This window comes from Acinetobacter sp. ANC_7513 (assembly GCF_056779915.1).
In genome coordinates this window covers 498012-524957 of record NZ_JBWYIW010000001.1, presented here as the reverse complement: position 1 = coordinate 524957, position 26946 = coordinate 498012, and the positions used below count along the sequence as shown (strand labels likewise).

The 26946-nt window shown below is 37.8% G+C and carries 22 protein-coding genes; 12 read left to right on the top strand and 10 right to left on the bottom strand.

Annotated features, from left to right (window positions below; genetic code table 11):
* Window positions 1-116 precede the first annotated feature (116 nt).
* Entirely contained in the window at window positions 117-3866 is a 3750-nt protein-coding gene (gene putA / locus AC1M9B_RS02490) for a trifunctional transcriptional regulator/proline dehydrogenase/L-glutamate gamma-semialdehyde dehydrogenase (RefSeq protein ID WP_481608470.1), read from the top strand.
* Window positions 3867-3917: 51 nt separating this feature from the next.
* On the opposite strand, the gene pepN is transcribed toward putA, so the two are convergent.
* Window positions 3918-6527: an aminopeptidase N gene (pepN, locus tag AC1M9B_RS02485; protein ID WP_481608469.1), complete on the bottom strand. Its 2610-nt coding sequence runs from the start codon at window positions 6525-6527 to the stop codon at window positions 3918-3920.
* A gap of 304 nt (window positions 6528-6831) precedes the next feature.
* Between pepN and AC1M9B_RS02480 the strand changes: the two genes are divergently transcribed.
* From AC1M9B_RS02480 to thiM, 3 genes are all read left to right on the top strand, one after another.
* Window positions 6832-7095 carry a hypothetical protein gene (locus tag AC1M9B_RS02480; RefSeq protein ID WP_035263756.1) on the top strand — a complete coding sequence of 88 codons (264 nt, stop codon included), beginning with the start codon at window positions 6832-6834 and terminating at the stop codon, window positions 7093-7095.
* 199 nt (window positions 7096-7294) lie between these two features.
* On the top strand, window positions 7295-8455 hold the full coding sequence (locus AC1M9B_RS02475) for a hypothetical protein (RefSeq protein ID WP_481608468.1): 1161 nt from the start codon (window positions 7295-7297) through the stop codon (window positions 8453-8455).
* A gap of 9 nt (window positions 8456-8464) precedes the next feature.
* On the top strand, window positions 8465-9337 hold the full coding sequence (thiM, locus tag AC1M9B_RS02470) for a hydroxyethylthiazole kinase (protein WP_481608467.1): 873 nt from the start codon (window positions 8465-8467) through the stop codon (window positions 9335-9337).
* 34 nt (window positions 9338-9371) lie between these two features.
* Here the strand turns inward: thiM and AC1M9B_RS02465 are convergent, their stop codons facing one another.
* The 3 genes from AC1M9B_RS02465 to AC1M9B_RS02455 form a co-directional block, all read right to left on the bottom strand.
* Window positions 9372-9740, bottom strand: a complete 369-nt coding sequence (locus AC1M9B_RS02465) for a 5-carboxymethyl-2-hydroxymuconate Delta-isomerase (protein WP_035263762.1) — start codon at window positions 9738-9740, stop codon at window positions 9372-9374.
* Between the two features lie 52 nt (window positions 9741-9792).
* Window positions 9793-11508 (bottom strand): AAA family ATPase, encoded by a 1716-nt coding sequence (locus AC1M9B_RS02460; protein WP_481608466.1) that lies wholly within the window; start codon window positions 11506-11508, stop codon window positions 9793-9795.
* A gap of 113 nt (window positions 11509-11621) precedes the next feature.
* The gene (locus AC1M9B_RS02455; protein WP_481608465.1) at window positions 11622-13646 is read right to left on the bottom strand and encodes a hypothetical protein; all 2025 of its coding nucleotides are present in this window, start codon (window positions 13644-13646) and stop codon (window positions 11622-11624) included.
* Window positions 13647-13875: 229 nt separating this feature from the next.
* On the opposite strand from AC1M9B_RS02455, the gene AC1M9B_RS02450 reads away from it, so the two are divergent.
* From AC1M9B_RS02450 to mdh, 3 genes are all read left to right on the top strand, one after another.
* Window positions 13876-14706, top strand: coding sequence for an SDR family oxidoreductase (locus AC1M9B_RS02450; RefSeq protein ID WP_481608464.1), 831 nt, complete (start codon window positions 13876-13878; stop codon window positions 14704-14706).
* A gap of 51 nt (window positions 14707-14757) precedes the next feature.
* Complete coding sequence (locus AC1M9B_RS02445) at window positions 14758-15723, top strand: alpha/beta hydrolase (RefSeq protein ID WP_481608636.1); 966 nt, start codon at window positions 14758-14760, stop codon at window positions 15721-15723.
* A 306-nt stretch (window positions 15724-16029) separates the two neighbouring features.
* Window positions 16030-17202: an iron-dependent methanol dehydrogenase gene (gene mdh / locus AC1M9B_RS02440; protein ID WP_035263769.1), complete on the top strand. Its 1173-nt coding sequence runs from the start codon at window positions 16030-16032 to the stop codon at window positions 17200-17202.
* A gap of 202 nt (window positions 17203-17404) precedes the next feature.
* On the opposite strand, the gene AC1M9B_RS02435 is transcribed toward mdh, so the two are convergent.
* Complete coding sequence (locus tag AC1M9B_RS02435) at window positions 17405-18580, bottom strand: sigma-54-dependent transcriptional regulator family protein (RefSeq protein ID WP_481595370.1); 1176 nt, start codon at window positions 18578-18580, stop codon at window positions 17405-17407.
* Window positions 18581-18784: 204 nt separating this feature from the next.
* On the opposite strand from AC1M9B_RS02435, the gene exaC reads away from it, so the two are divergent.
* Entirely contained in the window at window positions 18785-20296 is a 1512-nt protein-coding gene (exaC, locus tag AC1M9B_RS02430) for an acetaldehyde dehydrogenase ExaC (protein ID WP_180027767.1), read from the top strand.
* Window positions 20297-20355: 59 nt separating this feature from the next.
* Here the strand turns inward: exaC and AC1M9B_RS02425 are convergent, their stop codons facing one another.
* The 3 genes from AC1M9B_RS02425 to AC1M9B_RS02415 all read right to left on the bottom strand — a co-directional run bounded on the left by AC1M9B_RS02425 (window position 20356) and on the right by AC1M9B_RS02415 (window position 22905).
* Window positions 20356-21408, bottom strand: a complete 1053-nt coding sequence (locus AC1M9B_RS02425; RefSeq protein WP_481608463.1) for an NAD(P)-dependent alcohol dehydrogenase — start codon at window positions 21406-21408, stop codon at window positions 20356-20358.
* Between the two features lie 101 nt (window positions 21409-21509).
* Window positions 21510-22112 carry a 2-hydroxychromene-2-carboxylate isomerase gene (locus tag AC1M9B_RS02420; protein ID WP_481608462.1) on the bottom strand — a complete coding sequence of 201 codons (603 nt, stop codon included), beginning with the start codon at window positions 22110-22112 and terminating at the stop codon, window positions 21510-21512.
* A 22-nt stretch (window positions 22113-22134) separates the two neighbouring features.
* A complete protein-coding gene (locus AC1M9B_RS02415; protein WP_481608461.1) occupies window positions 22135-22905 on the bottom strand; it encodes an SDR family oxidoreductase in 771 nt (256 codons plus the stop codon).
* A gap of 86 nt (window positions 22906-22991) precedes the next feature.
* Here AC1M9B_RS02415 and AC1M9B_RS02410 point away from each other — a divergent pair, with 86 nt between their 5' ends.
* The 3 genes from AC1M9B_RS02410 (at window position 22992) to AC1M9B_RS02400 (ending at window position 25070) form a co-directional block, all read left to right on the top strand.
* Window positions 22992-23564: a TetR/AcrR family transcriptional regulator gene (locus AC1M9B_RS02410; RefSeq protein ID WP_481608460.1), complete on the top strand. Its 573-nt coding sequence runs from the start codon at window positions 22992-22994 to the stop codon at window positions 23562-23564.
* An 83-nt stretch (window positions 23565-23647) separates the two neighbouring features.
* Window positions 23648-24349, top strand: coding sequence for a glutamine amidotransferase (locus tag AC1M9B_RS02405; RefSeq protein ID WP_481608459.1), 702 nt, complete (start codon window positions 23648-23650; stop codon window positions 24347-24349).
* 94 nt (window positions 24350-24443) lie between these two features.
* Window positions 24444-25070 (top strand): LysE family transporter, encoded by a 627-nt coding sequence (locus AC1M9B_RS02400; RefSeq protein WP_481608458.1) that lies wholly within the window; start codon window positions 24444-24446, stop codon window positions 25068-25070.
* Window positions 25071-25116: 46 nt separating this feature from the next.
* On the opposite strand, the gene AC1M9B_RS02395 is transcribed toward AC1M9B_RS02400, so the two are convergent.
* Window positions 25117-25704 (bottom strand): YceI family protein, encoded by a 588-nt coding sequence (locus tag AC1M9B_RS02395; RefSeq protein WP_481608457.1) that lies wholly within the window; start codon window positions 25702-25704, stop codon window positions 25117-25119.
* Between the two features lie 330 nt (window positions 25705-26034).
* On the opposite strand from AC1M9B_RS02395, the gene AC1M9B_RS02390 reads away from it, so the two are divergent.
* Window positions 26035-26562 (top strand): nuclear transport factor 2 family protein, encoded by a 528-nt coding sequence (locus AC1M9B_RS02390; protein ID WP_035263788.1) that lies wholly within the window; start codon window positions 26035-26037, stop codon window positions 26560-26562.
* Between the two features lie 59 nt (window positions 26563-26621).
* On the opposite strand, the gene AC1M9B_RS02385 is transcribed toward AC1M9B_RS02390, so the two are convergent.
* Window positions 26622-26837: a hypothetical protein gene (locus AC1M9B_RS02385; RefSeq protein ID WP_035263790.1), complete on the bottom strand. Its 216-nt coding sequence runs from the start codon at window positions 26835-26837 to the stop codon at window positions 26622-26624.
* Window positions 26838-26946: the final 109 nt, after the last annotated feature.

Genomic DNA, 26946 nt, shown 5'->3' with positions numbered 1-26946 from the left:
TCTCTAAATTTAACTCTAATTATAGTGAGTTATGCACCATATTTTCTGTAATCATAAATTAAATAAACCTTAAAGATAAATCTATTTCATTGTCACAGGACGCTGGCGTATATCTCATGGAACAACTTAGCTCACCCCTTTCTCGCCCATTAGACATTCAAGACATTACTGAATTTAAAGATAAATCAGATCTAGAATTAGAAATAAATCGTGCATGGCGCCGTGATGAATCTGAATGTGTCGAAACACTTCTCGAAGAGACCGAGATTGATCAAGAAATTTCAGACAAAATTTATCAATTAGCCTTCAATTTAGCGCATTCATTACGTGAACGTAAAGGGTCAGCGGGCAAAGCAGGCATTGTACAGGGTTTATTACAAGAATTTTCATTATCTTCACAAGAAGGTATTGCGCTCATGTGTTTAGCTGAAGCGCTCTTACGTATCCCTGATAAAGCAACACGTGACTTATTGATCAAAGACAAAATCAACCAAGGCAATTGGAAAGATCATTTAGGTCAAAGCAGCCTAATGTTTGTAAACGCGGCAGCATGGGGCTTAATGTTGACCGGTAAGTTAATGGAAACACCTAAAGCAAATAGTTTATCTGGTCTACTCACAGGCATCTTGGCACGAAGTGGCCGTGGCATTATTCGCAAAGCCGTTGATGTTGCTATGCGTATGATGGGTGAACAGTTTGTGACAGGTGAAACCATTGATGAGGCGTTAAATAATGCCGAACGATTAGAAGAACAAGGCTTTCGTTACTCATATGATATGTTAGGTGAAGCAGCGCTTACAGATCATGATGCAGAGCGCTATTATCAAGATTATACAAATGCGATTCATGCGATTGGTAAGGCATCGTCTGACAAAGATGTTTACGAAGGCCCTGGTATATCAATCAAACTTTCAGCACTTCATTCACGTTATCAACGCTCCCAAATTGACCGTGTACACGATGAGCTTTATCACAAAGTCTTTAATCTAGCGGTTCTAGCGAAACAATATGATATTGGTCTAAATATCGATGCTGAAGAAACTGATCGTCTGGAAATTTCATTGGAACTTCTTGAACGCTTATGTTTCGAACCAAAATTGAATGGCTGGAAAGGCATTGGATTTGTGATTCAAGCTTATCAAAAAAGATGTTTTTACGTGGTCGATTACATCATTGATTTAGCTAAGCGTAGTCAAAAACGTTTAATGATTCGTTTAGTCAAAGGCGCCTATTGGGACAGTGAAATTAAGAAAGCACAAGTTGAAGGCATGACCGATTATCCTGTCTTTACTCGAAAAGTGCACACAGATTTATCTTATATTGCATGTGCTCGCAAACTTTTAGCCGAACCAGACTTTATTTATCCACAATTCGCAACACATAATGCACAAACCTTAGCCACTATTTATCATTTGGCAAATCCTGAACAATATTATAAGGGACAATACGAATTCCAATGTTTACATGGCATGGGTGAACCACTTTATGAACAAGTCGTCGGTTCTAAAGCAGATGATAAACTTGGCGTACCTTGCCGAATTTATGCACCTGTCGGAAATCACGAAACCCTTTTGGCTTATTTGGTTAGACGATTGCTTGAAAATGGGGCAAACACGTCTTTTGTAAATCGTATTGCTGATAAAACACTCAAAATTGATGACTTGATTGAAAATCCACATCAAACCATTGATGTCACAAGTCGAATCGAAGGCAAAGTTGGATTAAAGCACCCTGCTATTCCATATCCGAAACATTTATATGCTGATCATCGCCCTAACTCTCTTGGAATTGATCTTGCAAATGACCAAGACCTTGAACATTTGAATCATACTTATCAACAATGGTCTAAAGTTCAAATTAAAGCCACCCCAATGGGTCTGAGATTAGATGAATCCGTACACGATACAGAGTCAATGGCAATTCTCAATCCTGCGAACCATCAAGATATTGTCGGTGAAGTGACGGAGACTCATGCCATGCAAGTGGAAATGGCGTTAGTTAATGCGACTGAAGCACAGCAGGATTGGCAAAATTTAGAAAAAGATCAACGTGCAGAATATTTAATTACAGCATCCAATGTGATGGAGTCTCGACTTGAAGAGCTAATGGTTCTGCTCAGTCGCGAAAGCGGTAAAACATTTGCCAATGCGATTGCTGAAGTACGCGAAGCAGTAGATTTCTTACGCTACTACGCAGCACAAGTGAAAGATCTAGAACACAAAGCCGTTATTCAACCCTTAGGTACAGTACTGTGTATTAGTCCTTGGAACTTCCCATTGGCAATTTTTACAGGTCAAATCGCGGCGGCACTTGTAACAGGGAATACTGTAATCGCCAAACCAGCGGAGCAAACTCCTTTAATTGCCTCAATTGCAGTTCAGATCCTTTGGGAATCTGGCGTACCACAATCTGTCTTACAGCTCTTGCCAGGACGTGGTGAAACAGTGGGTGCACAACTCAGTAGTGATCATCGTATTCAAGGTATTATGTTTACAGGGTCAACTGAGGTTGCGAAAATTTTGCAGAAAACCGTTGCAAAACGACTGAATCAATTTGGTCAATCAATACCTCTCATTGCAGAAACTGGCGGTCAAAATGCCATGATCGTAGATTCTTCTGCCCTGACTGAACAGGTGGTATTAGATGTTGTCAGCTCAGCATTTGATAGTGCAGGTCAGCGTTGTTCAGCACTGCGAATTTTATGTGTTCAAGAAGATAATGCACATACCGTGATCAAAATGCTCAAAGGTGCAATGAAGCAATTGCGTGTCGGCATTCCAAGTTTATTGAAAACTGATATTGGACCTGTAATTGATCGAGAAGCAAAACAAACCATTGATCAACATATTAATAAAATGAAATCTCTGGGTTATCCCGTTCAACAACTCATGTGGGATGAAGATGACTCTCATCTCAAGCAAGGGACATTTGTTAAACCGACTTTAGTTGAGTTACCACATTTAGATGATCTTGAACGTGAAGTTTTTGGTCCAGTACTGCATGTCATTACTTATAAATATGGCGAACTTGATCGACTTATTGATCAAATCAATGCCAAAGGCTATGGTTTGACTATGGGCTTACACACGCGTATCGATGAAACCATACAAACCGTAATTTCAAAAGCAGAAGTTGGAAATCTCTATATTAACCGCAACATTGTAGGTGCTGTTGTCGGTGTACAACCCTTCGGTGGAGAAGGTTTATCTGGTACAGGTCCCAAAGCTGGTGGACCGATGTATATTTATCGGTTAATGCATGAATGTACACATAAAAAAATTGAACAACCTTATGCAACGAGCAAAGGCGTTGAATTGACTGAACATCAAAACTTATTGAATCAATATAAAGATTGGGTCAATAAGTCATTTCCTCATTATCAAATGAAGGTGTTGCAACCAAGTTGTGTCGGACATAGCTATGAATTACAAGGACCAACAGGTGAAAGCAATCAATATGTTGTGTTACCGAGACATCGTGTTTTAAGCTTGGCAGATCAAGAAATAGATCAGATTCATCAACTTCATGCCATTCTCGCGGTTGGCTCTCAGCCAACTGTTCTAGGTGAGAATACGTTTGTTTTAAAATACTTACAGTCTATGCCTAAAGAGGTCGCTCAACGTATCGCCATTATTGCTGATATTGAGACAGGTAGTTTTGATGCAATTCTACATCATGGCACCAAAAATCAACTGTTAAAATTGCAAGATAAAGTGGCTCAGCGACAAGGTCCGATCATCGGAATAACACATCTAGAGCCTGGTAATTATGACATTCCTTTAGAACGCTTCTTTATTGAACGTGCAATTAGTATTAATACCGCAGCTGCAGGTGGTAATGCGAGTCTAATGACCATGCAAGCTTGATTCTGTTGAGTCAAAAAAACCAGTGCATTGCACTGGTTTTTTATTTGTGATTTAAACAGCAAGCATACTATTTAAAGTTTCAGATACATTTTTAGATTTCACGATAGGTTTCAATGCTTCGAGTTTCGCTTTGACTTCGGCTTGTTGAGGATGGGCTAACGTGTACCAACGTGATAAAAGTTGTAACAAACGTGAGCCTACAATCGGATTCTTTTCATCCAAATATTGAGCCAACTGAATAATATGATCTACCCCAAAACTCCAAGTATTGACAGGGTTTGAATTTAAACCACCAGTTACAGCACGGATTCGATTAGGTACTTTAAGATCGTAATCAGCATGTGATGTCAGTTTTTGAATCGTTTCTGCTGTCGCTTTCGGATGAGCTGCTTGGATCATAAACCACTGATCCATTGATAGAGCCTCATCTTTAAAACGCGTATAGAAATCTTCTAAAATCTCAACAGCTTGCGGTGCATCATTCCACACCAACACTTTTAAAGCACCTAAACGTTCAGACATATTACGTGTTTGACGATACTGTTGCTCAGCTAAATCAAATGCAGCCTCATCTCCTTGACGCGCAATAAATGAAAGCATGATGTTCTTTAAAGCACGTGTACCCATAGCTTGGGAAAAATCTGACTGTATTGCTGGATCTAATGATAAATAAGTCTCTTTAGCAAAATCAACTAAACGGCGAGACAAAGTATCTAATAGAGCATTACGCTTTTCATAGATCGCTGTCGGTTGATAATCGTGGTCAATACGACTACCCAAATAACCTTCACTCGGAACATCAAATAAACGTGAAGCTAACAGCGGATCTTGCTGAATTACTCTAGGTAGCGTTTTTAACATCGCTTCAATATATATGTCAGCAGGTTGGTCATTTAATAAGATGCGCTCAAGCAATGTTTGCGTCGCTTGCCACTGATTAAAGCCATTGGTTTCGTACTGTAATAAGAACGCAAGCTGTTCATCAGTATAATTAAACTCTAAATTCACAGGTGCAGAGAAATTTCGTAATAGTGAAATTACAGGCACCTTCGCCACGTTTTTAAACTCGATCGTTGCTTCATCAGTCGTGAATAAGTAAACACCATCTTTGACTTGATCTTCAACTAAAGCTGAGCATTCAAGTTGAAGTTGCTCACCAGTGTGTTCATCAAACAAAGCCAAAGCGACAGGAATTGGAACCGCTTTTAAGTTTGGATATTTTGGATGTGGTTTTAAACTTTGCTTAAAGTTTAAACGATAAGTTTTCTGCTCAGCATCATACTCACCTTTGGCTTCAAGCTTAGGTGTACCCGGTTGGTTATACCAAGTTAAAAATCCTGATAAATCCACACCAGAACCTGCTGATAATGCAGCAACCCAATCTTCCACAGTCACAGCTTGACCATCATGGCGACGGAAATACTCATCCGTTCCTTTACGGAATTTTTCTTTACCTAATAAAGTCGCCATCATTCGGTTAATTTCTGCACCTTTTTCATACACAGTCGCTGTATAGAAGTTATTAATTTCTACGAAATGATCTGGACGTGGAGGATGAGACAATGGGCCTGAATCCTCAGGGAATTGATGCGCTTTAAGCACTGCCACATCATCAATTCGTTGAACAGCAGCAGACTGCAAATCCTCAGAAAAAGATTGATCACGGAAAACGGTTAAACCTTCTTTCAGACAAAGTTGGAACCAGTCTCGGCAAGTAATACGATTACCCGTCCAGTTATGGAAATATTCATGAGCGATAACAGATTGAACACGCATAATCGCAGCATCAGTCGTGTATTCTTCATCAGCTAAAACACATGATGTGTTAAAAATATTGAGCCCTTTGTTTTCCATTGCACCCATATTGAATGCACTGGTCGCGACAATCATATAATTGTCTAAATCATAAGGTAATCCATAGTGCTCTTCATCCCAACGCATAGAATGTTTAAGTGCTTCCATGGCAATATGGCACTTAGGAATATCTTTTTCTTCAGCATAAATTTCTAGAGCTACATCACGACCTTCAGAAGTGACGTAACGATCTTTTAATACCGCTAAGTCTCCAATGACACATGCAAAGAGATAGGCTGGTTTCTTGGTTGGATCTTGCCAAATGGTATAATGACGTCCTTCGCCCACTTCACCCGCTTCAATTAAATTACCATTCGCCAGTAGGACTGGAAATTTCTTATCCGCTTCGACACGTGTTGTGAAAACAGACAGCACATCTGGACGGTCTGGATAGAACGTAATTTTACGAAAGCCTTCTGGCTCGTTTTGAGTTACAAACAGATCAGATGCTGCTTGGTATAAACCTTCAAGTTGTGTGTTTGATTCAGGATGAATTTCAACGACTGTAACGATGCATGCATCATCAGGTGCATCTTTAATCACTAACTGTTCATCATCTAGATGATATTGCGAAGAATCTAACTCTTGACCATTCAGTGTAATTGACTTCAACTCAAGCTCACTACCAAGCAATACCAAATCACCTTCAGTCTGACGTTGCATTTTTAGTGTGCCTGTCACCATCGTATGATCGTCATAGACTTGGATATTTAAATCAATCGAATCCACGACAAATGCTGGCTTCTGATAATCTTTCAAAAAAATCGTTTGATCTGCTTCGATCACTGGATTTGCCGCGATATTCATAACTCGTCCTATAAGCTGTTCTTTACAGCGATTATGCTTTTATGTGAAGTCAATTGATCATAGGTCAAAATTGACGAATTGTCTGTGTTTGACGCTCTATTTAATATGGGTCTATTCATGTTTTTTTCAATTTAATTTATTTGTAGTAACAACAGTTTGCTTCTTTATTACCCGTTTCAAATATCTTGTCTAAGTACGATAGAAATGTAACAAAAATTCACTTCTTTATTTTCAAGCATAATTATTGCTTCAGTTTAAGAGCGGTAATCATCAAAAAACTTATAAATCATAAATGAGGTGAAATATGCTCATCAGGGACCACATAGTCAGAGTAGAAAACATCAAAACCATGCAGATGATGGATGCTGCTAAAATTGATCATCGTGTGATTGCAGCATTTTTAACCAGCGAGGGAATGCCTATTGAAACATCAGAAGTCACAGCTGTATTGAAAAACTATGATGCACTCGGAATCAAGAGATTATCTCAAAAGAAATCTCAGGTACTGATCCAAGCTAAAATGCAACATTTTTCCGATTCAGAGCTCCCTTGCCCTTTAACCTATTAAATCCTCCATCTAGGTCGATCTAACACTTGAGGAAATGATTTTCCGGTTCGATCTATTCATATATTTCACATAAGCAGGCATTCACCTGCTTATTTTATTGATCGCAACACCAGTCAGATTTGTTTTCAATACTGACTCAATCAAGCGATGTTGAACAATCGTGTGTATAATTCTTTCATCTTGAAATTAAAGTGCTGCCATGTTGCAAATTCTCCAAAAAAATGCTGATGAAAGTAGTTTCTGTCCACTTTGTCAGGCCAGTATGTACTTTATTGAAGCAGAAGAATTTGATAGAGAAATCCTATTCCATCAATGCTCTCACTGCCATCATCAAGTCTTTCAAGATGAAAACCGCAACTGCCATTGTGAGCGCTGCATAGCAAAACGAAAGAAAATGATGCAAGAAACTCGCATTCAAGAACAACGTAAGATTGCATCGAAGAATAAGGACATACAAGAACTCGATTTGCATCAACTGAGCTTTATGCACAAGTTGTTTTTACTCTCAATATTAGATCAACAAGTCCATGAGCATACCCAACATCAAGAATTCATTGATTGGGAAAATATTAAATATCACACCATTACCCCAAGTTATTTATTTCAGAATTATTTGATGAAACAACTTTTGAAAGACAATATTCTTGTCCCGCGTGACTTTTCGAGCGAACTCAGTCAATACTATATTAATGTCCGTCTTGACGGCTATTCCGAGCCGAGCTTGTTTAGTATTACTCAAGCGTTACGTCAGCTCTTTTATGAAAATCTGAGTCAAGGTGTACCATTTAAAAATAGTGATGAAGTCAAAAGTGCACTCTACACTCTGTTGTACCAAGAAATTATTCAATTTGCGCAATACTACTGTCGTACTTGGGGCGTTCAAATTGCTGGAAATCAGAGTTTTCAAACCTTTTGTTTTAGATTATTAGACTCTCTTGCTGTGGGCCAAATCTATTATTTAGTTCAAACTGCGCTTGAGTATTTACACCATCAGAAAGCACTCCAAGCCCGTAATGAAAATTTTATCAATACCAACCTTTTAAAGAAGACTTTACAGCAATATCGTGAACGTTCTTTAGCTGAAAAATGGGAAACCTCAACACTGCCAAGGCTACCTAACTTGCCTTTAAGTAAAATGAGCGAAATCTTATTTTTTCATTTTCTAGGCTATGATGAATCAATCTTTTTTCAACCTGTTTGGCGATCGTGGAGTAAAATCGAGCCACGTTTAAATTTCTACTCACAAAAACGTTGTATGAATTGTGGCTCGAATGAACTTTCTGTGGATTATGACGCAGATGACTATGTCAGTTTAATTTGTCGTAATTGTAATCACCAAGACCACTATTTTACACGCTAGCGAACGACTATGAATCATCCAGAAAACTTGATAGCAAATGCTCCAAAAGATATTGTGGTTCAAACCCAAGAGATTCTTAAACAGGTCATTGAAGCATGGCATCTGTTAAAAACCACTCAACCTTTAGTGCATTGTATGACCAATCAGGTTGCTGCCAACTATGTCGCAAATGTACTGTTAGCTGCTGGTGCCTCACCTGCCATGATTGATAATCCTTTTGAAGCTGAAAGTTTCGTGAGTATTAGTCAAGCTTTAAGTATCAATTTAGGGACTCCTCATACAGAACAAGTTGCCGCAATGAAAATTGCCACAGAAACTGCTCACAAAAAAAATATACCTTGGGTATTAGATCCTGTTGGCTATAGTGCTGTTTTGCCATGGCGTACTGAAATTACAAATGATTTATTGCGGTTTAAACCCACCATTATCCGAGGTAATGCTTCAGAAATTGGGAGCTTAGCAGGACAACAAAATCAATCTAAGGGTGTAGACAGTACCCTCGATAGCGCTGCCGTAGTAGAACAGGCAAAAACTTTATTAGATTACTCTGAATGTATCGCAATTTCTGGCGAATCTGATTTTATTCTTTCTAAGTCTTATGGATGTATGGTTAAGATTAATGGAGGTTCACATTTACAGCCAAAAGTTACCGCTACAGGATGCGCCTTAGGTGCATTAATTGCTGCTTATGCTGGCGTAACAAACCCAACCATTGCATGTATTGCTGCCCATGTACACTTTGCCATCGCAGGTAAGCTCGCTTATACGCAGGCTCAAACTGTCGGAAGTTTTAATGTCGCTTTCATCGATGAACTCTATAGCTATTCGGCTGAAAAAATTCAAAACAGTGCAGATATCGAAATACTGACTTTTGCTGCATAACGATAGGCTGAAGATCACTTCAGCCTTTTTAGTCTTACTTCTGAACTCTACCTTTACGATAATGCTCTTTTGGCATTTCCGCTAACTCAATGATCAATTGAACCGTTAAGCCTTGAGCATGATAACCATTAAAGCTATGAAGATACTCATTTAAGCGATCTGAAATAAGATTCTTTTGCTCTTCATTACGCCCCGTCATGATCCCTAAACGAACATGAATATAGGCTTGAGGCTCTTCGCCAAAACCAATCAGGAAATCACTATTAGCACGAATACGTGATTTGATATCAGAAGGATGCCCCACTAGACCTGTATCAAATAAAGCGTGGTTTAAGCCTAAAAGTAACGCTTGCGCATCTAAATTTTGGATATTATCCGAATACTCAACGATCATCTGTGGCATCTTAATTCCCTTTGCTTGTGTGTTAAAAAATCAATTTCAAATGCGTAACTCATTATTCAATGAATAATAAGGCTAATCTCACTTGGTCATAGCCCATACGCGGATTGGTATTTTCCACGATCGGACGCAACTTGATCGCACCATCTTCACCGAAATGTTCAGGACTCTGTCTTTTAAGTAATTTTTTATAGATTTTACGTACTTGTTCAACGACTTCATCCCCAGGATGAGCAACCGAGATATCTAAGCCCTGCTCACGATGGAGTTTGCCTAAGTGGTTAATAATGGTTGCTGGCGTTAAACCACGCTCAACCGCAATATCCTGAATTTCATAACCATTTTCAAAGAGTTCGCGAGTTTCATCGAGAGTCGCGGTGGCATAATTGGCTTTGCCTGCATTTTTGGCAATTTTTTTCTCATTACGACTAATCTCAAGCTCATTGAGTGTGCCACCACAGTGCCGAATAAATGCCTTATGTTGCGCTTCTAAATCAGCATCACCAAAATGCGCTTCTGCTTCATCAGAGAGTTCTTGAAATCTTCGGTCGGCTTTAATTGCTAAACTGTCTAATTCTAATGCTTGCTCATTGAAGCCGAGCAACCTCAGACCATCAATAGATTTCAAACGAGATAAGGCGACATAGCCCTGACCCTTTTCAAAGGTATTCGCCAAATTGATTTCCGCCGCCGATAAAGTCATCCCTTGAGACTTATGAATAGTAATCGCCCAAGCTAACCGCAAAGGAACTTGGGAAAAACTCGCGATTGTCTTTCCTGCATCATTATCAACAGACCAGGTTTCAGGTTCGACCACCAGAACAGTGCCGTCTGTTAATTTCACTTTAGGTAATACCCCGTGATCATCTACTTCTTCAAAGCCAATGACTTCACCAAGGCTGCCATTGATATAACCCACATCAAAATTGTTTTTTACAAACATGACTTTGGCATGTTTCTTTAAGGTCAATTCTTCTGGTGCACGAACGGAAGATTTTAATGTCTCAATTAATTTTTCATTACCATCCATTTGTGCACAAAATTGATGACCATCCCCATCAATCTCATTTAAATGACGGTAATTAATGGCATCAACATCCATATTATGGGTATACAAACGTGTAAATGTTTCACCAATATCTTGCTCACGCGTTTGTTGTAAAGCTTGAATATGCTCAGCTTGAATATTTTGCGCACGGATTGCATTCAAAATATCATTTAAGACTGAGTCATCTTGTCGATGTTGTTCGGTTAAATAACAAACACGAAATTTCGCCTCTACCCAAGCTTGTGACATAAAACAGAATTTATCTCGATTTTTTTCGTCATTGCGTCCGACTGGTGGTAACTGGAAGAAATCTCCAGCGGCAATCACCTGTATGCCACCAAATGCTTCATCAGACTCTTTAAAAAACTTGAGCACTTGATTAACTAAATTAAGCTGCTTCGCATGTAGCATCGAAATTTCATCAATGATCAACACCTGCGCATTTTCTAAATGCTCTTTGAGATATTTACGCTCTTTCATGCGCTTTAGATCATCATCTGATAAAAAATCTTTGATCCCGATCCCCGCCCACGTATGAATGGTCATCCCATTCATGTGTGTGGCTGCAATGCCTGTAGATGCGGTAATGGCGACTGAAACTTTTCGTGCCTTAAGATAATTAATATATTGATTAAGCGTATACGTTTTTCCTGCACCTGCAGAACCTGTCAAAAAGACATTTTCTCCTGCTTTCATTAACTTCAGTGCAGTTTCTTGTTTCATATGTGCTTAACCTAATTTGAACGCTCATAGCCTAACGACATTTCATAAAAAAGTTAAGCCAAAAATCAGCCTTGTGATCATGTTAACGCGTGAATACGTCAATTTAAGGCGCATCAGTTGTTGATTTGTTCAGGATCTCCAAAATTCCAAATCAACATTTCATTGACTTGATGTACAAACTCTTTGGCTTCCCTCACAACCTTTAGATCAGCAACTTCGTTATTGGGCAAACGCAGTTGGTCAAAATGAAGCTGATCGAATTTAAAAAAACAACCGAGTGTCAAATGCTGTGAGGGATCATGTAAATTTGACATATGGAACGCCACATATTCACCATCAATAATTCTTTGGGTATAAGATAAAGCCAGACAATGTTTATAATTTACAGACTCTTGAATAATTTGCTCTAATTCATTCAACTCCACAAATTTCCAATTCTCTGTATACATGACTGCTTGAGGTGATACTCGTTTCCAATGACTTTCAGCATGTCTCAATTTCAAAGTCGTCAATGTATCCACATAATGTAAATGCTGATGCCAACGTATTGCTTGCTGATACCATGCGGGCCATGTCATATTTTTCGAAATAGTTCTATCTTGTTGGAAAAAATCAATGAGATAATCTGCGACATAAGAGTCAAAAATACTATTGCTTCGGTTATATTGAGAGTTTGGATGTTTAAAGCGCTGCCTAAACTCATCTAGATTGATATGATACTGCTGCATCAAGAAATGAAAATGCGTTTGATGTTGTGTTGAGGGCTCAATAAATTTTATGATTTCATCAGGTAGATCTTTAACTAAGTCATTTAAAAACAACATATAAGACTGCATCACTTGAGAAATACGTTTAAAGACATATTTCACTGAACTCAATCCTTGCTGATCCAATGACCATAACAAGTCCAACCATTCATTAAGATATAAAATAGAAGCCGTGAGAGGTTGTGATTTTTTAGAATATTGAACATTTAGCGGCTCATGCTCAGCAGATAGTTCAAACCATGATTGTTGCTGTGAAATACGTAGACACTCAGAAATAAATAAACGACCGATAACCTGTTCAAAATATTGAATCGAGAGTTGTATGACATGCGGATGTACTTTAGAGCAATCCACAAAACTTAAAGCGGTGACGGCCAATCGAATATTGGGATCTTTTAAATTTTCACTTACCCAGTCGATGACAAGATAATCTTGTTTAAATAACCAATTCACTGCTCTTTTGTGTATAAACAGTGGCGACTGTTGCGCTATATCTTCTACCCAATACTGCACATCTTTATTTAAAAAATTTTGTTTATTGAAAATATCTTGATACTGCCAATACCCTCGTTTGATCCAACGTGTAAAACCTAATAAATGCGGTGTTTGCTCGTTATGCTGTTTGAGTAAATTGAAATCAGGCTCTAAGTCTACCAATTGAGATAAGCTAAATTGTTCTTCGAAAGAAATTTGTGCCATACGATATAACCGTTTTGGCAACATTAATTCTGCTGAAGTGCTTAACCGATCGTATACTGGAATCAATTTTTGCACTGCAAGAAAATTATCTCCCATGACTGAATTGACCAAACACAGATGTTTAAAATTTAGTTCAACTTCCAGAGGTATTTCAGCACCAAATCGACTGAAATTCAGCAAATGAGGTTCATCATAATACTCACTTTGCATCATGATTCGATCTAACTGCATCGCTTGCTGATCGGTCAAATTATAGAGGGACTGTTCAACACGATTTTCTCCATCGACCCATTTAAAGACTTCTTCAACCAGCATTTGACGAAATAACTGCACTTTCGTTTTTAAATATAAAGAATGATGTGAGGCCTTATGATTAAAGATAAAACTAAAATCATTGAACATAAAATCCGCAATTTTTTGAATCTCGACATTTGAGTGGGATGTATAAAATTGAATTTTATAATCATCGATACACTCAACTGTGAGCAGTCCATCTGCGATCACTAAGCTATTATTTTCCTGATCAATTACGAATAAATTTTCAGGCGTAATCGTCCATAGATATAACCACTGATCCTGAAATACGGCTTTGAGTGTATCGCAATGATCAATTAATGCCTGTGCAGTATATTGATGACGTTGCTTTGGATTTTGCGGAGGACACGCCAGCATACAGTTTGCCTAAATAAGAAAGACTGGAAGAATTTTAAAAATAACAACGATATAACTATATTATTCTATCTTAAAATGAGTTGTGCTATTCAGATTCTGTAACTTTTGTATGAGTCAGATAAGCAGTTCGTATCATGCAACAATTATATGAAAATTTCTTGAAAGTAGGTTTGACTCACTGCTCTGACTGTATTAAAACAATCTCATACTAAGAACTTTAGAGACAATAATGAAAACAGTGGTGATTACAGGTGCAAATACAGGAATTGGATTAGCGACAGCAAAAAAATTTGTTGAAGATGGTCATCATGTCGTACTTGCCTGTCGTAATTTGGATAAAGCTCAGAAAGCTAAAGCAGAAATCAGCACCAAAGGTCATGGTCAAATTGATATTTTAGAATTAGATTTAAATGATTTAAATCAAGTCAAATCTGCAGCACAAACTTTAAAAGAAAAATATTCACAGATTGATATTTTGGTCAACAATGCAGGTCTAATCACGCCTAAATTAGAAGAAACGGCTAATGGTTTTGAAAAACAAATAGGTGTCAATTATCTAGGACATTTTGTGTGGACAATACAATTGTTACCTTTACTTCAAAACGCGCCTTCAGGCCGTATCATTCATCTTGCATCCATGATGCATGTTCTGGGTAAAATTGACACACATCAATTTAAATTTCATTCTGTTAAAAAATATAACGGTGTACTCAGCTATGGAAATAGTAAATTAGCAAATTTACTATTTAGTCATGCCTTAGCTGAAAAGCTCAAAGGCACATCTATCACCAGTAATGCAATTCATCCAGGTGGTGTGGATTCCGAAATTTATCGCGAGCTTCCTAACTATCAATATCGCGCTTTAAAATTGTTCTTAATCTCACCCAACAAACCAGCAAATCTTATTCATCAAATTGCGTTATCACCTGAATGGTCTAAGAAAACAGGTCAATACAAAAGTTTGCAAACACCAGCTTTTCAATCTGCACATGCGAAGAATCGTAGTTTAGCTCAGCGATTGTTTGACGAGACAGAACAACTTTTAAAAGAATATTTATAGTCAATATAAACAATTTTGAATCAGGGAATGAATCAATAGATGATCGAAAAAATGAGTGCTGAGACCACGCTACAATACCAACCCGACATTTTAGGTGAAAAATTTGAGCAACATATTTTCAAATTTTCGCCTGATTATGATGGTGAGGTTATTGCAACATTAGTACGTCGTCCATCAGATATTCCATCAACTAAAGCTGTACTGTATATCCATGGCTTTATTGATTATTTCTTTCAACAAGAAATGGCGAAAAAATTTAATGCCCAAGGTTTTCAGTTTTACGCCATTGACCTTAGAAAATACGGTAGATCACTACTTCCGCATCAAAAACCTTATTTTGTGAAAGACCTAACCGAATATGATGAAGATATTCATGCCGCATTGAATACAATTCAAAGTGAAGGAAATGAATCGGTATTATTATGCGGTCATTCTACAGGCGGTTTAACTGCCACTTATTTTTCAATTCGACACCCTGATCATCCATTGATTAAAGCAATCTGGGCCAACAGCCCATTTTATGATTTCAATATGAATGTATTAAAAAAGAAATATGCGCTTCCAATGATTGCAAAATTAGCTCAGCAATTTCCGTTGATGCAATTACCAAGTGAATTAAATAAGTTTTACGTGAAGAGTTTGCACGAAAATTTGAACGGTGAATGGAGTTTTGATCTCAAGCTTAAACCTAAAACCTACACCAAAGTGTATTTGAGTTTTATTGGTGCTGTTGTGAAAGCACAACAGAAAATTCAATCTGGTCCTAAAATTTCAGTTCCGCTCCTTGTTATGCACTCAAGTCGCACGACCAATCCGAAGAAATACAATATTGATGTTCAGACCTCTGATGTGATTTTAGATGTAAAAACCATCGAAAAATATGCAAAAGGATTACAAGGTGATGTCACTGTAATGACAATTAAAGATGGCCTGCATGATTTGGTTCTTTCAAAAAAGCTGGTTCGTCAGCAAGTGTATGACCAACTCTTCGCTTGGCTTGCTTCAAAAAATCTCTAAATTCTGTTCATCTAAGACCTCATTTTACTGGTCTTGATTGTTAATGTGTATTGATCAAGCTGAATGGACTTTCTCTTGGTCATACAATATTTCTATTCTTCAACCTTCCCATCTCTTCACAGACCTTTGCGACCAATCTCCTTTTCACCCATTTGAAATATTATTTCTTGCTTTCTGTTTCTTGTTTTGAGCCATGGAGAAATTGGGTTGGTATTTGGTAGGTACACATCTTCTCAAGCGTGTCCAATACTGCAAACACGGTAAATATCGCCGAACACAACAATAAATGGTAAAAGGAATCTCACCATGGCTTTTAAAAATATTGCAGACCAAACAAACGGGTTTTATATCCCTTGTGTTTCACTTTTCGGACCAGGTAGTGCTAAAGAAGTTGGAAGCAAAGCTCAAAATTTGGGCGCTAAAAAAGCACTGATTGTGACTGATGCAGGTTTATACAAATTTGGTGTCGCAGATATCATCGCTGGCTATTTAAAAGAAGCGCAAGTGGAGAGCTACATATTTGCAGGTGCTGAGCCTAATCCGACTGATATTAATGTTCACGATGGTGTGGAAGCCTACAATAATAATGCTTGTGATTTTATTATTTCTTTAGGTGGTGGCTCTTCACATGATTGTGCTAAAGGTATTGGTTTAGTGACTGCAGGTGGTGGGCACATTCGCGACTATGAAGGAATCGATAAAAGTACCGTTCCGATGACACCTCTTATTGCAATCAACACAACTGCAGGAACTGCTTCGGAAATGACGCGTTTCTGTATTATTACCAATACAGAAACTCATGTAAAAATGGCAATCGTCGATTGGCGTTGCACTCCACTCATTGCCATAGATGATCCTAAACTGATGATCGCAAAACCTGCAGCATTGACAGCTGCAACAGGTATGGATGCGCTTACTCATGCAGTCGAAGCCTATGTTTCAACAGCAGCAAATCCAATTACAGATGCCTGTGCTGAAAAAGCCATCAGCATGATCAGTCAATGGCTGAGTCCTGCGGTTGCTAATGGTGAGAATATTGAAGCACGTGATGCAATGAGTTATGCACAATATTTGGCAGGCATGGCATTTAATAACGCCTCTTTAGGTTATGTACATGCCATGGCTCACCAATTAGGCGGTTTTTATAATCTTCCGCATGGTGTGTGTAACGCGATTTTACTCCCACATGTCTGTGAGTTCAACTTAATTGCCTGCCCTGATCGTTATGCCAAAATAGCTGAATTAATGGGTGTAAATATTGAAGGATTAACCATTAATGAAGCTGCATATGCAGCAATTGATGCGATAAAAATCCTCTCTCAATCTATTGGCATTCCAACAGGATTAAAAGAGCTTTCGGTTAAAGAGGAAGATTTAGAAGTGATGGCTCAAAATGCACAAAAAGATGCCTGCATGCTCACTAACCCACGTAAAGCAGATCTCCAACAAGTCATCAACATTTTTAAAGCTGCAATGTAAACTTTTGAGTTGCTAGATCTAAAAGAGAATCTGGATACACTTCAGATTCTCTTTTTTACTCTTTGATTCTCAATCGAATCTGATAGTGCATTACATCAGGAACGGCGGCGTTAAATTTTTGTAGGTATAAATAAATGAGGATAAAATACGTTAACAATACGAAGAATATGCTTTAGGCCGTTGTGTTTTACTTTAATTCGGCTCAATTACGATAGTGCTGTAAAAGTTGTTGCGTTGAATAATCTTGCGGTGACAACTCCATTAAACGCTCCATTGCATCAACTGCATCAGGATTTCGTGCAATGTATTTTAAAAGCACTTCAACATCACAATAGTTAAAAATTGCTTCACTCAAACGCGAATCTAAACAATTTCGCCAAGAACATAAGAATGGGCTTTCTGTTTTTGCGAGCATTACACCATTGACCTGCTGTAAAGCTTTATCAATAAATCCAACGTCTAAAGCATTTTCGATTCGGAGGAAATCAGCCTCAATATGAGCCAGTAATTTATAGGGTCTTGAGCCTAACATTCCACCCAATAAATCCCGAAGCTGCGACATTTCAGCTTTTAAAGTTCCCATGCTTACCTTTCGCTCCCCATACAAAGCTTGATGAAGCGAATCTAAGCTAAGCCCTTGAGGACATAATGCCAATATTGTCAAAATTTCAATCTGTCTAGGTGTAACCACCAAGGTACGTCCGTTAAATATGACTTGAGGAATTCCAAAGGTACGAATAAATAAATGTTGGCGTTGATAATTCAGTAATGCTGATTGTATTAAAGATGCACAACGTTCTGCTGCGAGTAGTCCAAAACTATTGTGATGATCCCATGTCGTTGATAAATCTAATACACCAATGAGTTGCTTCGAAAATGGATCAACAATTGGTGCTGCATAGCACACCCAATCATGAATAGACTCCATATAGTGTTCATTTGAAAACACACAACTTGATTTTTCAGTTTTCAAGGTTAATGCTAAAGCATTGGTTCCAACCACTTCCTCCCGCCATTGACCGCCTTCAATAAAGTGAACACGTTCTGCAGCCTTACGCATTTGTTGACTAGCTTCCGTCCAAATAATGGTGCTGTTGATATCGCCTACCGCAAGTACCATAGATGATTGTTGTGCAACATGTTTTAACTCTTGTTCACATATTTTCAATGCTTGATTTAGGCTGTTACTTTCAACAGTACTCGTTGTGATCAACGGCGCTACCATTCGCTCTTTCGGAATTTCTGCCAACTTCGATCTTTGCCAAGACTTTAAAATATGCTGACCAAGTTGTTTCGCCTGTACAGTTGAAAGACTGATTTTCTCTCTAAGTGTTTCTATTTGTTGTCTTTGCTTGATAAGAGTCTGCATTGAGTTCATTCCTTATTATCTCAACATTTCCCAATATGCATATGTTGTACTTATTATAGTTATAGTATTTGTTGATCAGTTGTAAACCTTCATCATTCCAACCTTTTTCCAACCTTATTGTGGTTATGTTAACTCATCAATAATAGAAGATATCTAATACCAAAGACGAAGATATTTTCCATAACTTTACAGCACAACCAAAGGATGGACACTATGCGCTACGCTGATCCCAATCAACCAGATTCTAAAGTTCAATTTAAAGCACAATACGAAAATTTCATTGGTGGGAAATGGGTTCCTCCAGTAAAAGGTGAGTATTTTGATAATCTTTCTCCCGTAGATGGGAAAGTTTTTACTCGAGTTCCCCGTTCTTCAGTCGAGGATATTGAACTCGCTTTGGACGCAGCTCATGCCGCTAAAACTGAATGGAACAAAACGTCTGCAACAACTCGCTCTAACATTTTATTAAAAATAGCAGATCGCTTAGAAGAGAATCTAGAATTACTTGCTGTGGCAGAAACATGGGACAATGGTAAACCTATCCGTGAAACCTTAGCTGCAGATATTCCACTGTGTATTGACCATTTCCGCTATTTTGCTGGCTGTATCCGCGCACAAGAAGGTGGTATTTCAGAAATCGATGAAGATACTATCGCTTACCATTTTCATGAGCCGTTGGGGGTCGTTGGACAGATTATTCCATGGAACTTTCCGATTTTAATGGCGGCGTGGAAACTTGCGCCTGCATTAGCAGCGGGGAACTGTATTGTCTTAAAACCAGCTGAGCAAACTCCTGTCAGTATTCTAGTTTTAGTTGAACTGATACAAGATATTTTACCACCAGGTGTGCTGAATATCGTCAATGGTTATGGTGTTGAAGTAGGACGCCCTCTTGCCACAAATCCACGTATTTCAAAAATTGCATTTACTGGCTCAACTGCGGTTGGTCAATTAATTATGCAATATGCCACCGAAAACATTATTCCAGTGACATTAGAACTGGGTGGCAAATCTCCAAATATTTTCTTCGAAGACATCATGGATAAGGATGATGAATATCTAGATAAAGCGCTTGAAGGTTTTGCCATGTTTGCCCTGAATCAGGGAGAAATTTGTACTTGTCCATCACGCGCTTTAGTCCAGGAAAGTATTGCTGATAAATTCTTAGAGATGGCTGTAGAGCGCGTGAAGCGAATTAAAACAGGACATCCACTTGATACAGAAACCATGATTGGTGCTCAAGCCTCGCAAGAGCAACAAGATAAAATTTTAGGTTGTATTGCGACAGGTCGTGAAGAAGGTGCTCAAATTCTTACAGGTGGTCAAGCACGTGAAGAAATTGGACAAGGTTTTTATATTGAGCCGACGATTTTCAAAGGCAATAACAGCATGAAAACATTCCAAGAAGAAATTTTTGGACCAGTTTTGGCTGTGACAACATTTAAAGATTTCGACGATGCTATCAAAATTGCCAATGACACCATTTATGGATTAGGTGCTGGTGTTTGGTCACGATCAGCGCATACTTCATATCGTGCAGGACGTGCAATTCAATCAGGTCGAGTCTGGACAAATTGCTACCATATCTACCCTGCTCATGCTGCTTTTGGTGGTTATAAAAAATCAGGGATTGGTCGTGAAAATCATAAAATGATGCTGGATCATTACCAACAAACTAAAAATTTATTGGTGAGTTACTCTACTAAACCAATGGGTTTCTTCTAAAACAAAAGCTAAAGAAGCGGCAGATTGCCGCTTCTTTTCTGCTACAGGAGTTTAATGGATTAGCTGGCTTGTAGACTTTTCATATCAATCACAAAACGATATTTCACATCACTTTGAAGCATTCGCTCAAATGCCTCATTAATATTTTGCATATCAATGACTTCAACATCTGACACGATATTGTGCTGACCACAAAAATCAAGTAGTTCTTGAGTTTCTTGAATCCCACCGATCACCGATCCAGCGATTGATTTTCTTCCCATAATCATGGGTACGGAATTGCTGCTAAATTCTCCTAGATAGCCTACCAATACTAGTGTCCCACTCAATGCAAGTGTCGGAATATAAGGCTTTAGATCATGATCATAAGGCACAGTATCAATAATTAAATCAAACTGATTTTTCACTGATTTCATTTGTGTTGGATCTGTTGATAACACGACATGATCTGCACCTAAATCACGTGCATCCTGTTCTTTATTTGCTGATCGTGTAAATAAAGTCACTTCTGCACCAAGCGCATGAGCAAGTTTAATCGCCATATGACCTAAACCACCGAGTCCAACAACAGCCACTTTAGAGCCTTTACCGACATTCCAATGTTTTAACGGCGACCATGTCGTGATCCCTGCACATAAGATGGGTGCAATGGATTGAGTATCTAAATTTTCAGGTACTTTCAATACAAAATCTTGGCTCGCAATGATCGTTTGTGCGTAGCCACCATAAGTAGGTGTTTGATCATGGCGATCTAAACTACCATACGTTTGTGTATTGCCAGCTTCACAATATTGCTCCAAACCTTGGTGACAAGCTGAACAAGTACGACATGAATCTACCATACACCCGATTCCGACGAGATCTCCAACCTTAAACTTCGTTACCGATGCTCCGATGCTTTTTACGCGACCAATTACTTCATGACCAGGTACAATTGGGTAACGACTAAAACCCCAATCATTACGCGCTTGATGTAAGTCAGAATGACATACACCGCAGTATTCAATATCAATAATGACATCATCGGGGCGAGCTTGACGTTGCTGAAACGTATATGGAACCAATGGACTTTTAGAATCAAGCGCTGCGTAAGCTAAAACATTATGGATCATCGTGACTCCCTCAAGCTGTTAATTTCGTACTCTCTTATTCGTTATATCACATCAATATTTTTAATAAATTTAGCTGAGTCTCAATTTAATTTCTTTTTCACTTATTTTTGTAATTCGCGCTCTACAAAATGCAAGCGATCTTGCCCCCAGTACATATTTTCCCGCAAAAAAAATGTAGGTGCTCCGAACACCCCTCGTTGTACGGCATTGTTTGTTTCATCAATCAATTTTTGTTTTACCACCGGATCTTGGCTTAAATCCAAAAGTTGCTGACCGTCGATTGCATCACCTTGAAATAAATTTATCAGAACTTCTGGATCGGCTAAATTCAAGGGCTTTCTAAACATCGCATCAAAAAGCTTGGTCAAAATCACTTCAAAATATTCATCATGATAGATTTTCACTGCCGTTAATATACGCATTAAAGTCAATGTATTCATTGGAAAATATGGATTCATCTGCATCGGGATCTGATAATAATCTGACCAACGATTTAAGTCTTGCATTGAATAGATCCCTTTAACAGGCACCTCAATTGGACTCTTGTTACCAGTCGATTTAAAAATTCCACCCAATAAAATTGGTGTGTAATCAATCAATGCATTATATTTTTTGGTGATTTCTTGTAGCTTATAAAAAGCCAAATAACTAAATGGACTGCCAAGATCGAAATAAAATTCAACTTTTTGTTGTTGTGTAGTCATGTCTTATCCTTATTAAATATGATTACCACTGTTCAGACCATGGTCGCAAATCCAATTCATGTGTCCAAGCATCTCGTGGTTGATGAGCAATATGCCAATAGTTATCAGCTATATGTTGAGGATTCAAAATACCGTCATGCTGTTTTTTTTCATACAAATGAGGGAAAGTATCTTTAATAAAATCAGTATCAATCGCCCCATCAATAATGATGTGCGCAACATGAATATTATGAGGCCCTAACTCTTTTGCCATACTTTGGGCTAAGGCTCTTAACGCATGTTTAGCGCTAGCAAAAGCGCTGAAATATGCTGAACCACGGATGCTTGCTGTTGCACCAGTGAAAATGATAGTGCCGCGCTGCCTTGCTACCATATGTTTAGCGACTTCACGACCATTTAAAAAAGCACTAAAACAAGCCATTTCCCAGATTTTAAAATATTTACGTGCTGTTTCTTCTAGAATGCTACACGGCACATTTGCTCCAATATTAAAAACCAATACTTCAATCTGACCAATGTCACGTTCAATTGTGTCAATCAGTTGAATCACTTGATCTTCTTTTCTTGCATCTGAAGCAAATCCATAAGCTTTACCACCGTGTGCTTCAATCTCTCGGATGACAGGTGCAAGCTTGTCTGCATTGCGTCGAGTCATACAAGCAGTATATCCACCTCGTGCAAAGCGTTTTGCGATCTCACTGCCTGTGGCATCTCCTGCACCAATGATCAGTGCGACCTTGTTATGTGTTGATTTTTCTTCTGAATAATTAATTTTTGACTGCTGATCGCTCATCATTGCTCCATTAAATAACGCTCGTTATTATAACGATCACTATGTTATAGTTTTGATGCACAGTCAATGGTTATTGAATATTCAATATGAGATATAAAGCAGGATATAAAGAAGAAAAACGTCGTGATATTTTAAAAACCAGTGGTGAACTTGCAAAAAAACAAGGTTTTAACAATACTGGGGTTGATGGTTTTATGCACGCTGCAAATATGACCAGCGGTGCTTTCTATTCTCACTTTTCTTCAAAAAATGACTTATTTAAAGCCTTAATCGAATCTGAAATTGGAGCAAGTATTCAACAGTGGGAAATGAATCCTCATCAAGATCCAGAATCTTGGTTAGATTTTGAAATGAACCGATATCTTTCTCTATTACACGTTCAACACCCAGAAAAAGGCTGTGTTTTACCCTCGCTTGCTGCTGAAGTTTCACGCGCTGATGCTGACATTAAACAATGTTTTGAAAACGAACTTCAGCGTGGTTACAAACTATTTGCGCAGCATGCTCCAGAACCTGATTTCGCTTGGGCAATACTCTGTCAAATGGTGGGCTCCGTACTATTAGCGCGTGGAGTTCAAGATGAACGCTTAAAAAAAGATATTCTCAATTCTAGTCTAGCGATGCTTAAGAAATTATTAAAAAAAGAGATTGCGAAATAAATCGTTTTATATTGTTTTATGGACGAAACCTTAGTCCCAAAAGCTCTATAATTTCCTTATCATTCTTTTAAGAACGTCACATCATGAGAAAGCTTCCTGAAACAGTATATGCAATACAGCATTTAGCCTTTGAAGATCTAGGTTCTTTTGAGGAGACACTATATCAACTGGGTTATCGGGTCAGATATTTTGATGCAGGTGTGGATGATCTTTCAGTAGCCTTAAAGTACGAAGGTCTGACCATTATTTTGGGTGGACCGATTGGTGTTTATGAGACAGAAGATTACCCTTTCCTACAAACAGAAATAGACTTACTTAAAGAAAGATTAAAACTTCAACGCCCTACGCTTGGCATCTGTCTAGGTGCTCAACTCATTTCAAAAGCCTTGGGCGGTGCAGTATATGTTGGCCACACTAAAGAAATTGGCTGGAGTACAGTAGATATTATAAATGAACAAGACAACGTTCTAAATTCTTTAAATGGTGTACCAGTTTTGCATTGGCATGGTGATACCTTTGATCTTCCCGCGCAATCGAAACTTCTGGCGAGCACTCAAATTTATAAAAATCAGGCTTTTCAAGTTGGATCTAATATTTTAGCACTCCAGTTCCATCCTGAAGTGACCTCAGATAGTTTAGAGAAATGGTTGATTGGTCATACTTGCGAATTGCGTAAAGCGGGTATAGATATTACTCAATTACGTGCAGATAACCATCGTTATGCTGAAAAACTTGAATCTGTGGCAGGCTCAATCTTAAGCCGTTTTATTGAACAGATTAAATGATTTTGATTTGATTGCCTTCAACCCAACTGTAGATCAGGATATTGGATTGTGCTATACCTAAATTCAATATCCAAAAATTATAATGAAGATATAAATGTCACCACTGTTCAGTTTAGCCATCATTCATTTCTTTGCACTTATTAGTCCTGGACCAGATTTTTTATTTGTCACGCAAAGTGCGGTTCGACAGTCTCGCATACATGCACTTTTTGCAGCATTAGGAATTTCTCTTAGTATTTTAGTTTGGGCAATTTGTGCTATGAGTGGATTACACTATCTATTCCAAAAAATGGCTTGGCTCCAAACAATTATGATGATTTTAGGAGGGGTTTATCTCATTTATTTAGGCATTCAACTCTTTAAATCAGGGCTAACGAAATTAGAACCTGCTTCAGCTTACGTTACAAAAGCCATAGTCAAGAAAAAATATAGTTCTTTACTCATTCAAGGCTTTCTCACCAATATGGCAAATCCTAAAGCATTAGTTTACTTCAGTAGTGTTTTTGCGCTTGCGATGAATAGTGATGTAACTCTGATACAGCAGAGTTCACTGTTAATATTAATTTTTATTGAAAGCTTGATTTGGTTTGCGATAGTTGCTTTTATTTTTTCTGCTAAACAAGTAAACATAATATATCAAAAAATCAGCAAGAAGATTGATCTTATAACAGGTAGTATTTTTATCAGTTTTGGATGTTTCTTAATTTTTAATCGTGATTAAAAAAGCACCCGTAGGTGCTTTCTAAAATGTACTTTTTTGAAGAATATTATTTCTTATCAGTTGCGACTGAAGCTTCTGTTGTAATATTCACCGTGATTTTGTCGCCTACATTAGGCACATATGCGCCTACACCGAATGCAGAACGGTCAAATGAAGTCGTTGCATTGAAACCAATAGACTGCGCTTTCGTCATAGGATGTTCAGCTTGTTTATTCAAAACAGCATCTAGTACGACAGGCTTAGTAACATTTTTAATCGTTAGATCACCTGTGATCTTATACTTGTTCTTACCATTTGGTTGAACTTTAGTACTTTTAAAAGTGATATTCGGATATTTTTCAGCATCAAAGAAATCTGGTTTCAATAAATGTTCATCTAATGCTCTGACATTTGTATTGATACTTGAAAGTGGAATTGTGACATTCACCGCTGAATTCGCAGGCTTTTCATTGTCTACTTTGATCGTTCCTTGGATATCGCTAAAATTACCTGATGGTGTAGAAAAGCCAAAATGATCCCAAGTAAATACTGTCGCTGTATGAGTTGGATCAATTTTATACTCAACTGGTTTAGCAAATGAAACTGTTGCTACAGAAAGCACTACGGCACTTAACGCTATTGTTTTAAAGTTCATCAATTTTTCCTCAAATTTTTTAAAACATTTATGAAATGGATAGTGAATAATGTATAGCATTCTGAAATTCTTGCATCAGTACAGATAGAACAGTTTGTTGCAAGATTAGAACGCACCTTAAGAAGGTGTCACTTTCATCAAATCAATTTGATCAGATTATGACTATCACTTGTGTATAGATCATGTTTTTCATCTTTAAGCTTTCTCCTAATAAGCAGTTAACATCAACACATATCTTAAATATGAGATTAAATTAAACATTTATACAATATACTAATATTTTGTCTCATTTATAATACTAAAATTACCACTTTGAACTGGAGAATAATGATGAGTGAACAACAACAAGCGATTGATAAAGCGCTTAAAACTAAAGCACCTAAAGATGTCGTATTGGCTTTTTTATATAATACTGATAAATCAAGAGTAGCGATTGCTTCAGAAAAGTTAGTGGCTGAAGATGCCATTTATACTTCGCTAAATTTTAATAATCCTGAACTTAAACAAATTGAACCTTGGGCTGGTACTTCTACAGGTCGTGATGTCTACATTTATACTTTTTCTAATGTCGGAACTTATTGGACGATCGATGATTTTCAAATCACAGATATTTTAGCTGAAGATGAAACAGTGGCTGTATTCGGTCAATTTACTTATACATCTGTTTACGCTAAGCGCACTTTTACTTCACCTTTTTCAATTAAAGCAATAGTTAAAGATGGCTTAATCACGTATTTCCAGTTTATGGAAGATACTTATGCTTCAGCAGCATCTTTCAGAGTAAGTGGTGAATGGACAATTCAACAAAATGCTGATCCAAAATTAAATTTTACCGTGTCAGAAACTACGGCTAATTAACTGTAAAATAATAAAAATAGGATAATAAAAAAGCCTCATAAGAGGCTTTTTTATGACTGTTAAAGCTTTTCAATCAGAATACGATCAATCTGTTTTAATCCTGAAGTTTTTTCACGATTTTTTCGACGTACTTTAATGATTTTCTCTTCAGCCATATCTTGTAGCAATAATTCTACTGCTACCATCGCTTCAAGTGGTAAGTCTTCACCAATCCACTTTTGCTCACCCGCATCCATTAAAGTAATTTCATCACTAATTTGCTCATACAAACTCATTGCGCTACTCACTTCTAATTTGAAATTTAGGGAATGAATCTATCTATCTAGATACATAAAAATAAAAAGACGCCCCACAGTTGGGACGCCTTTTAAAACACTTAATTCT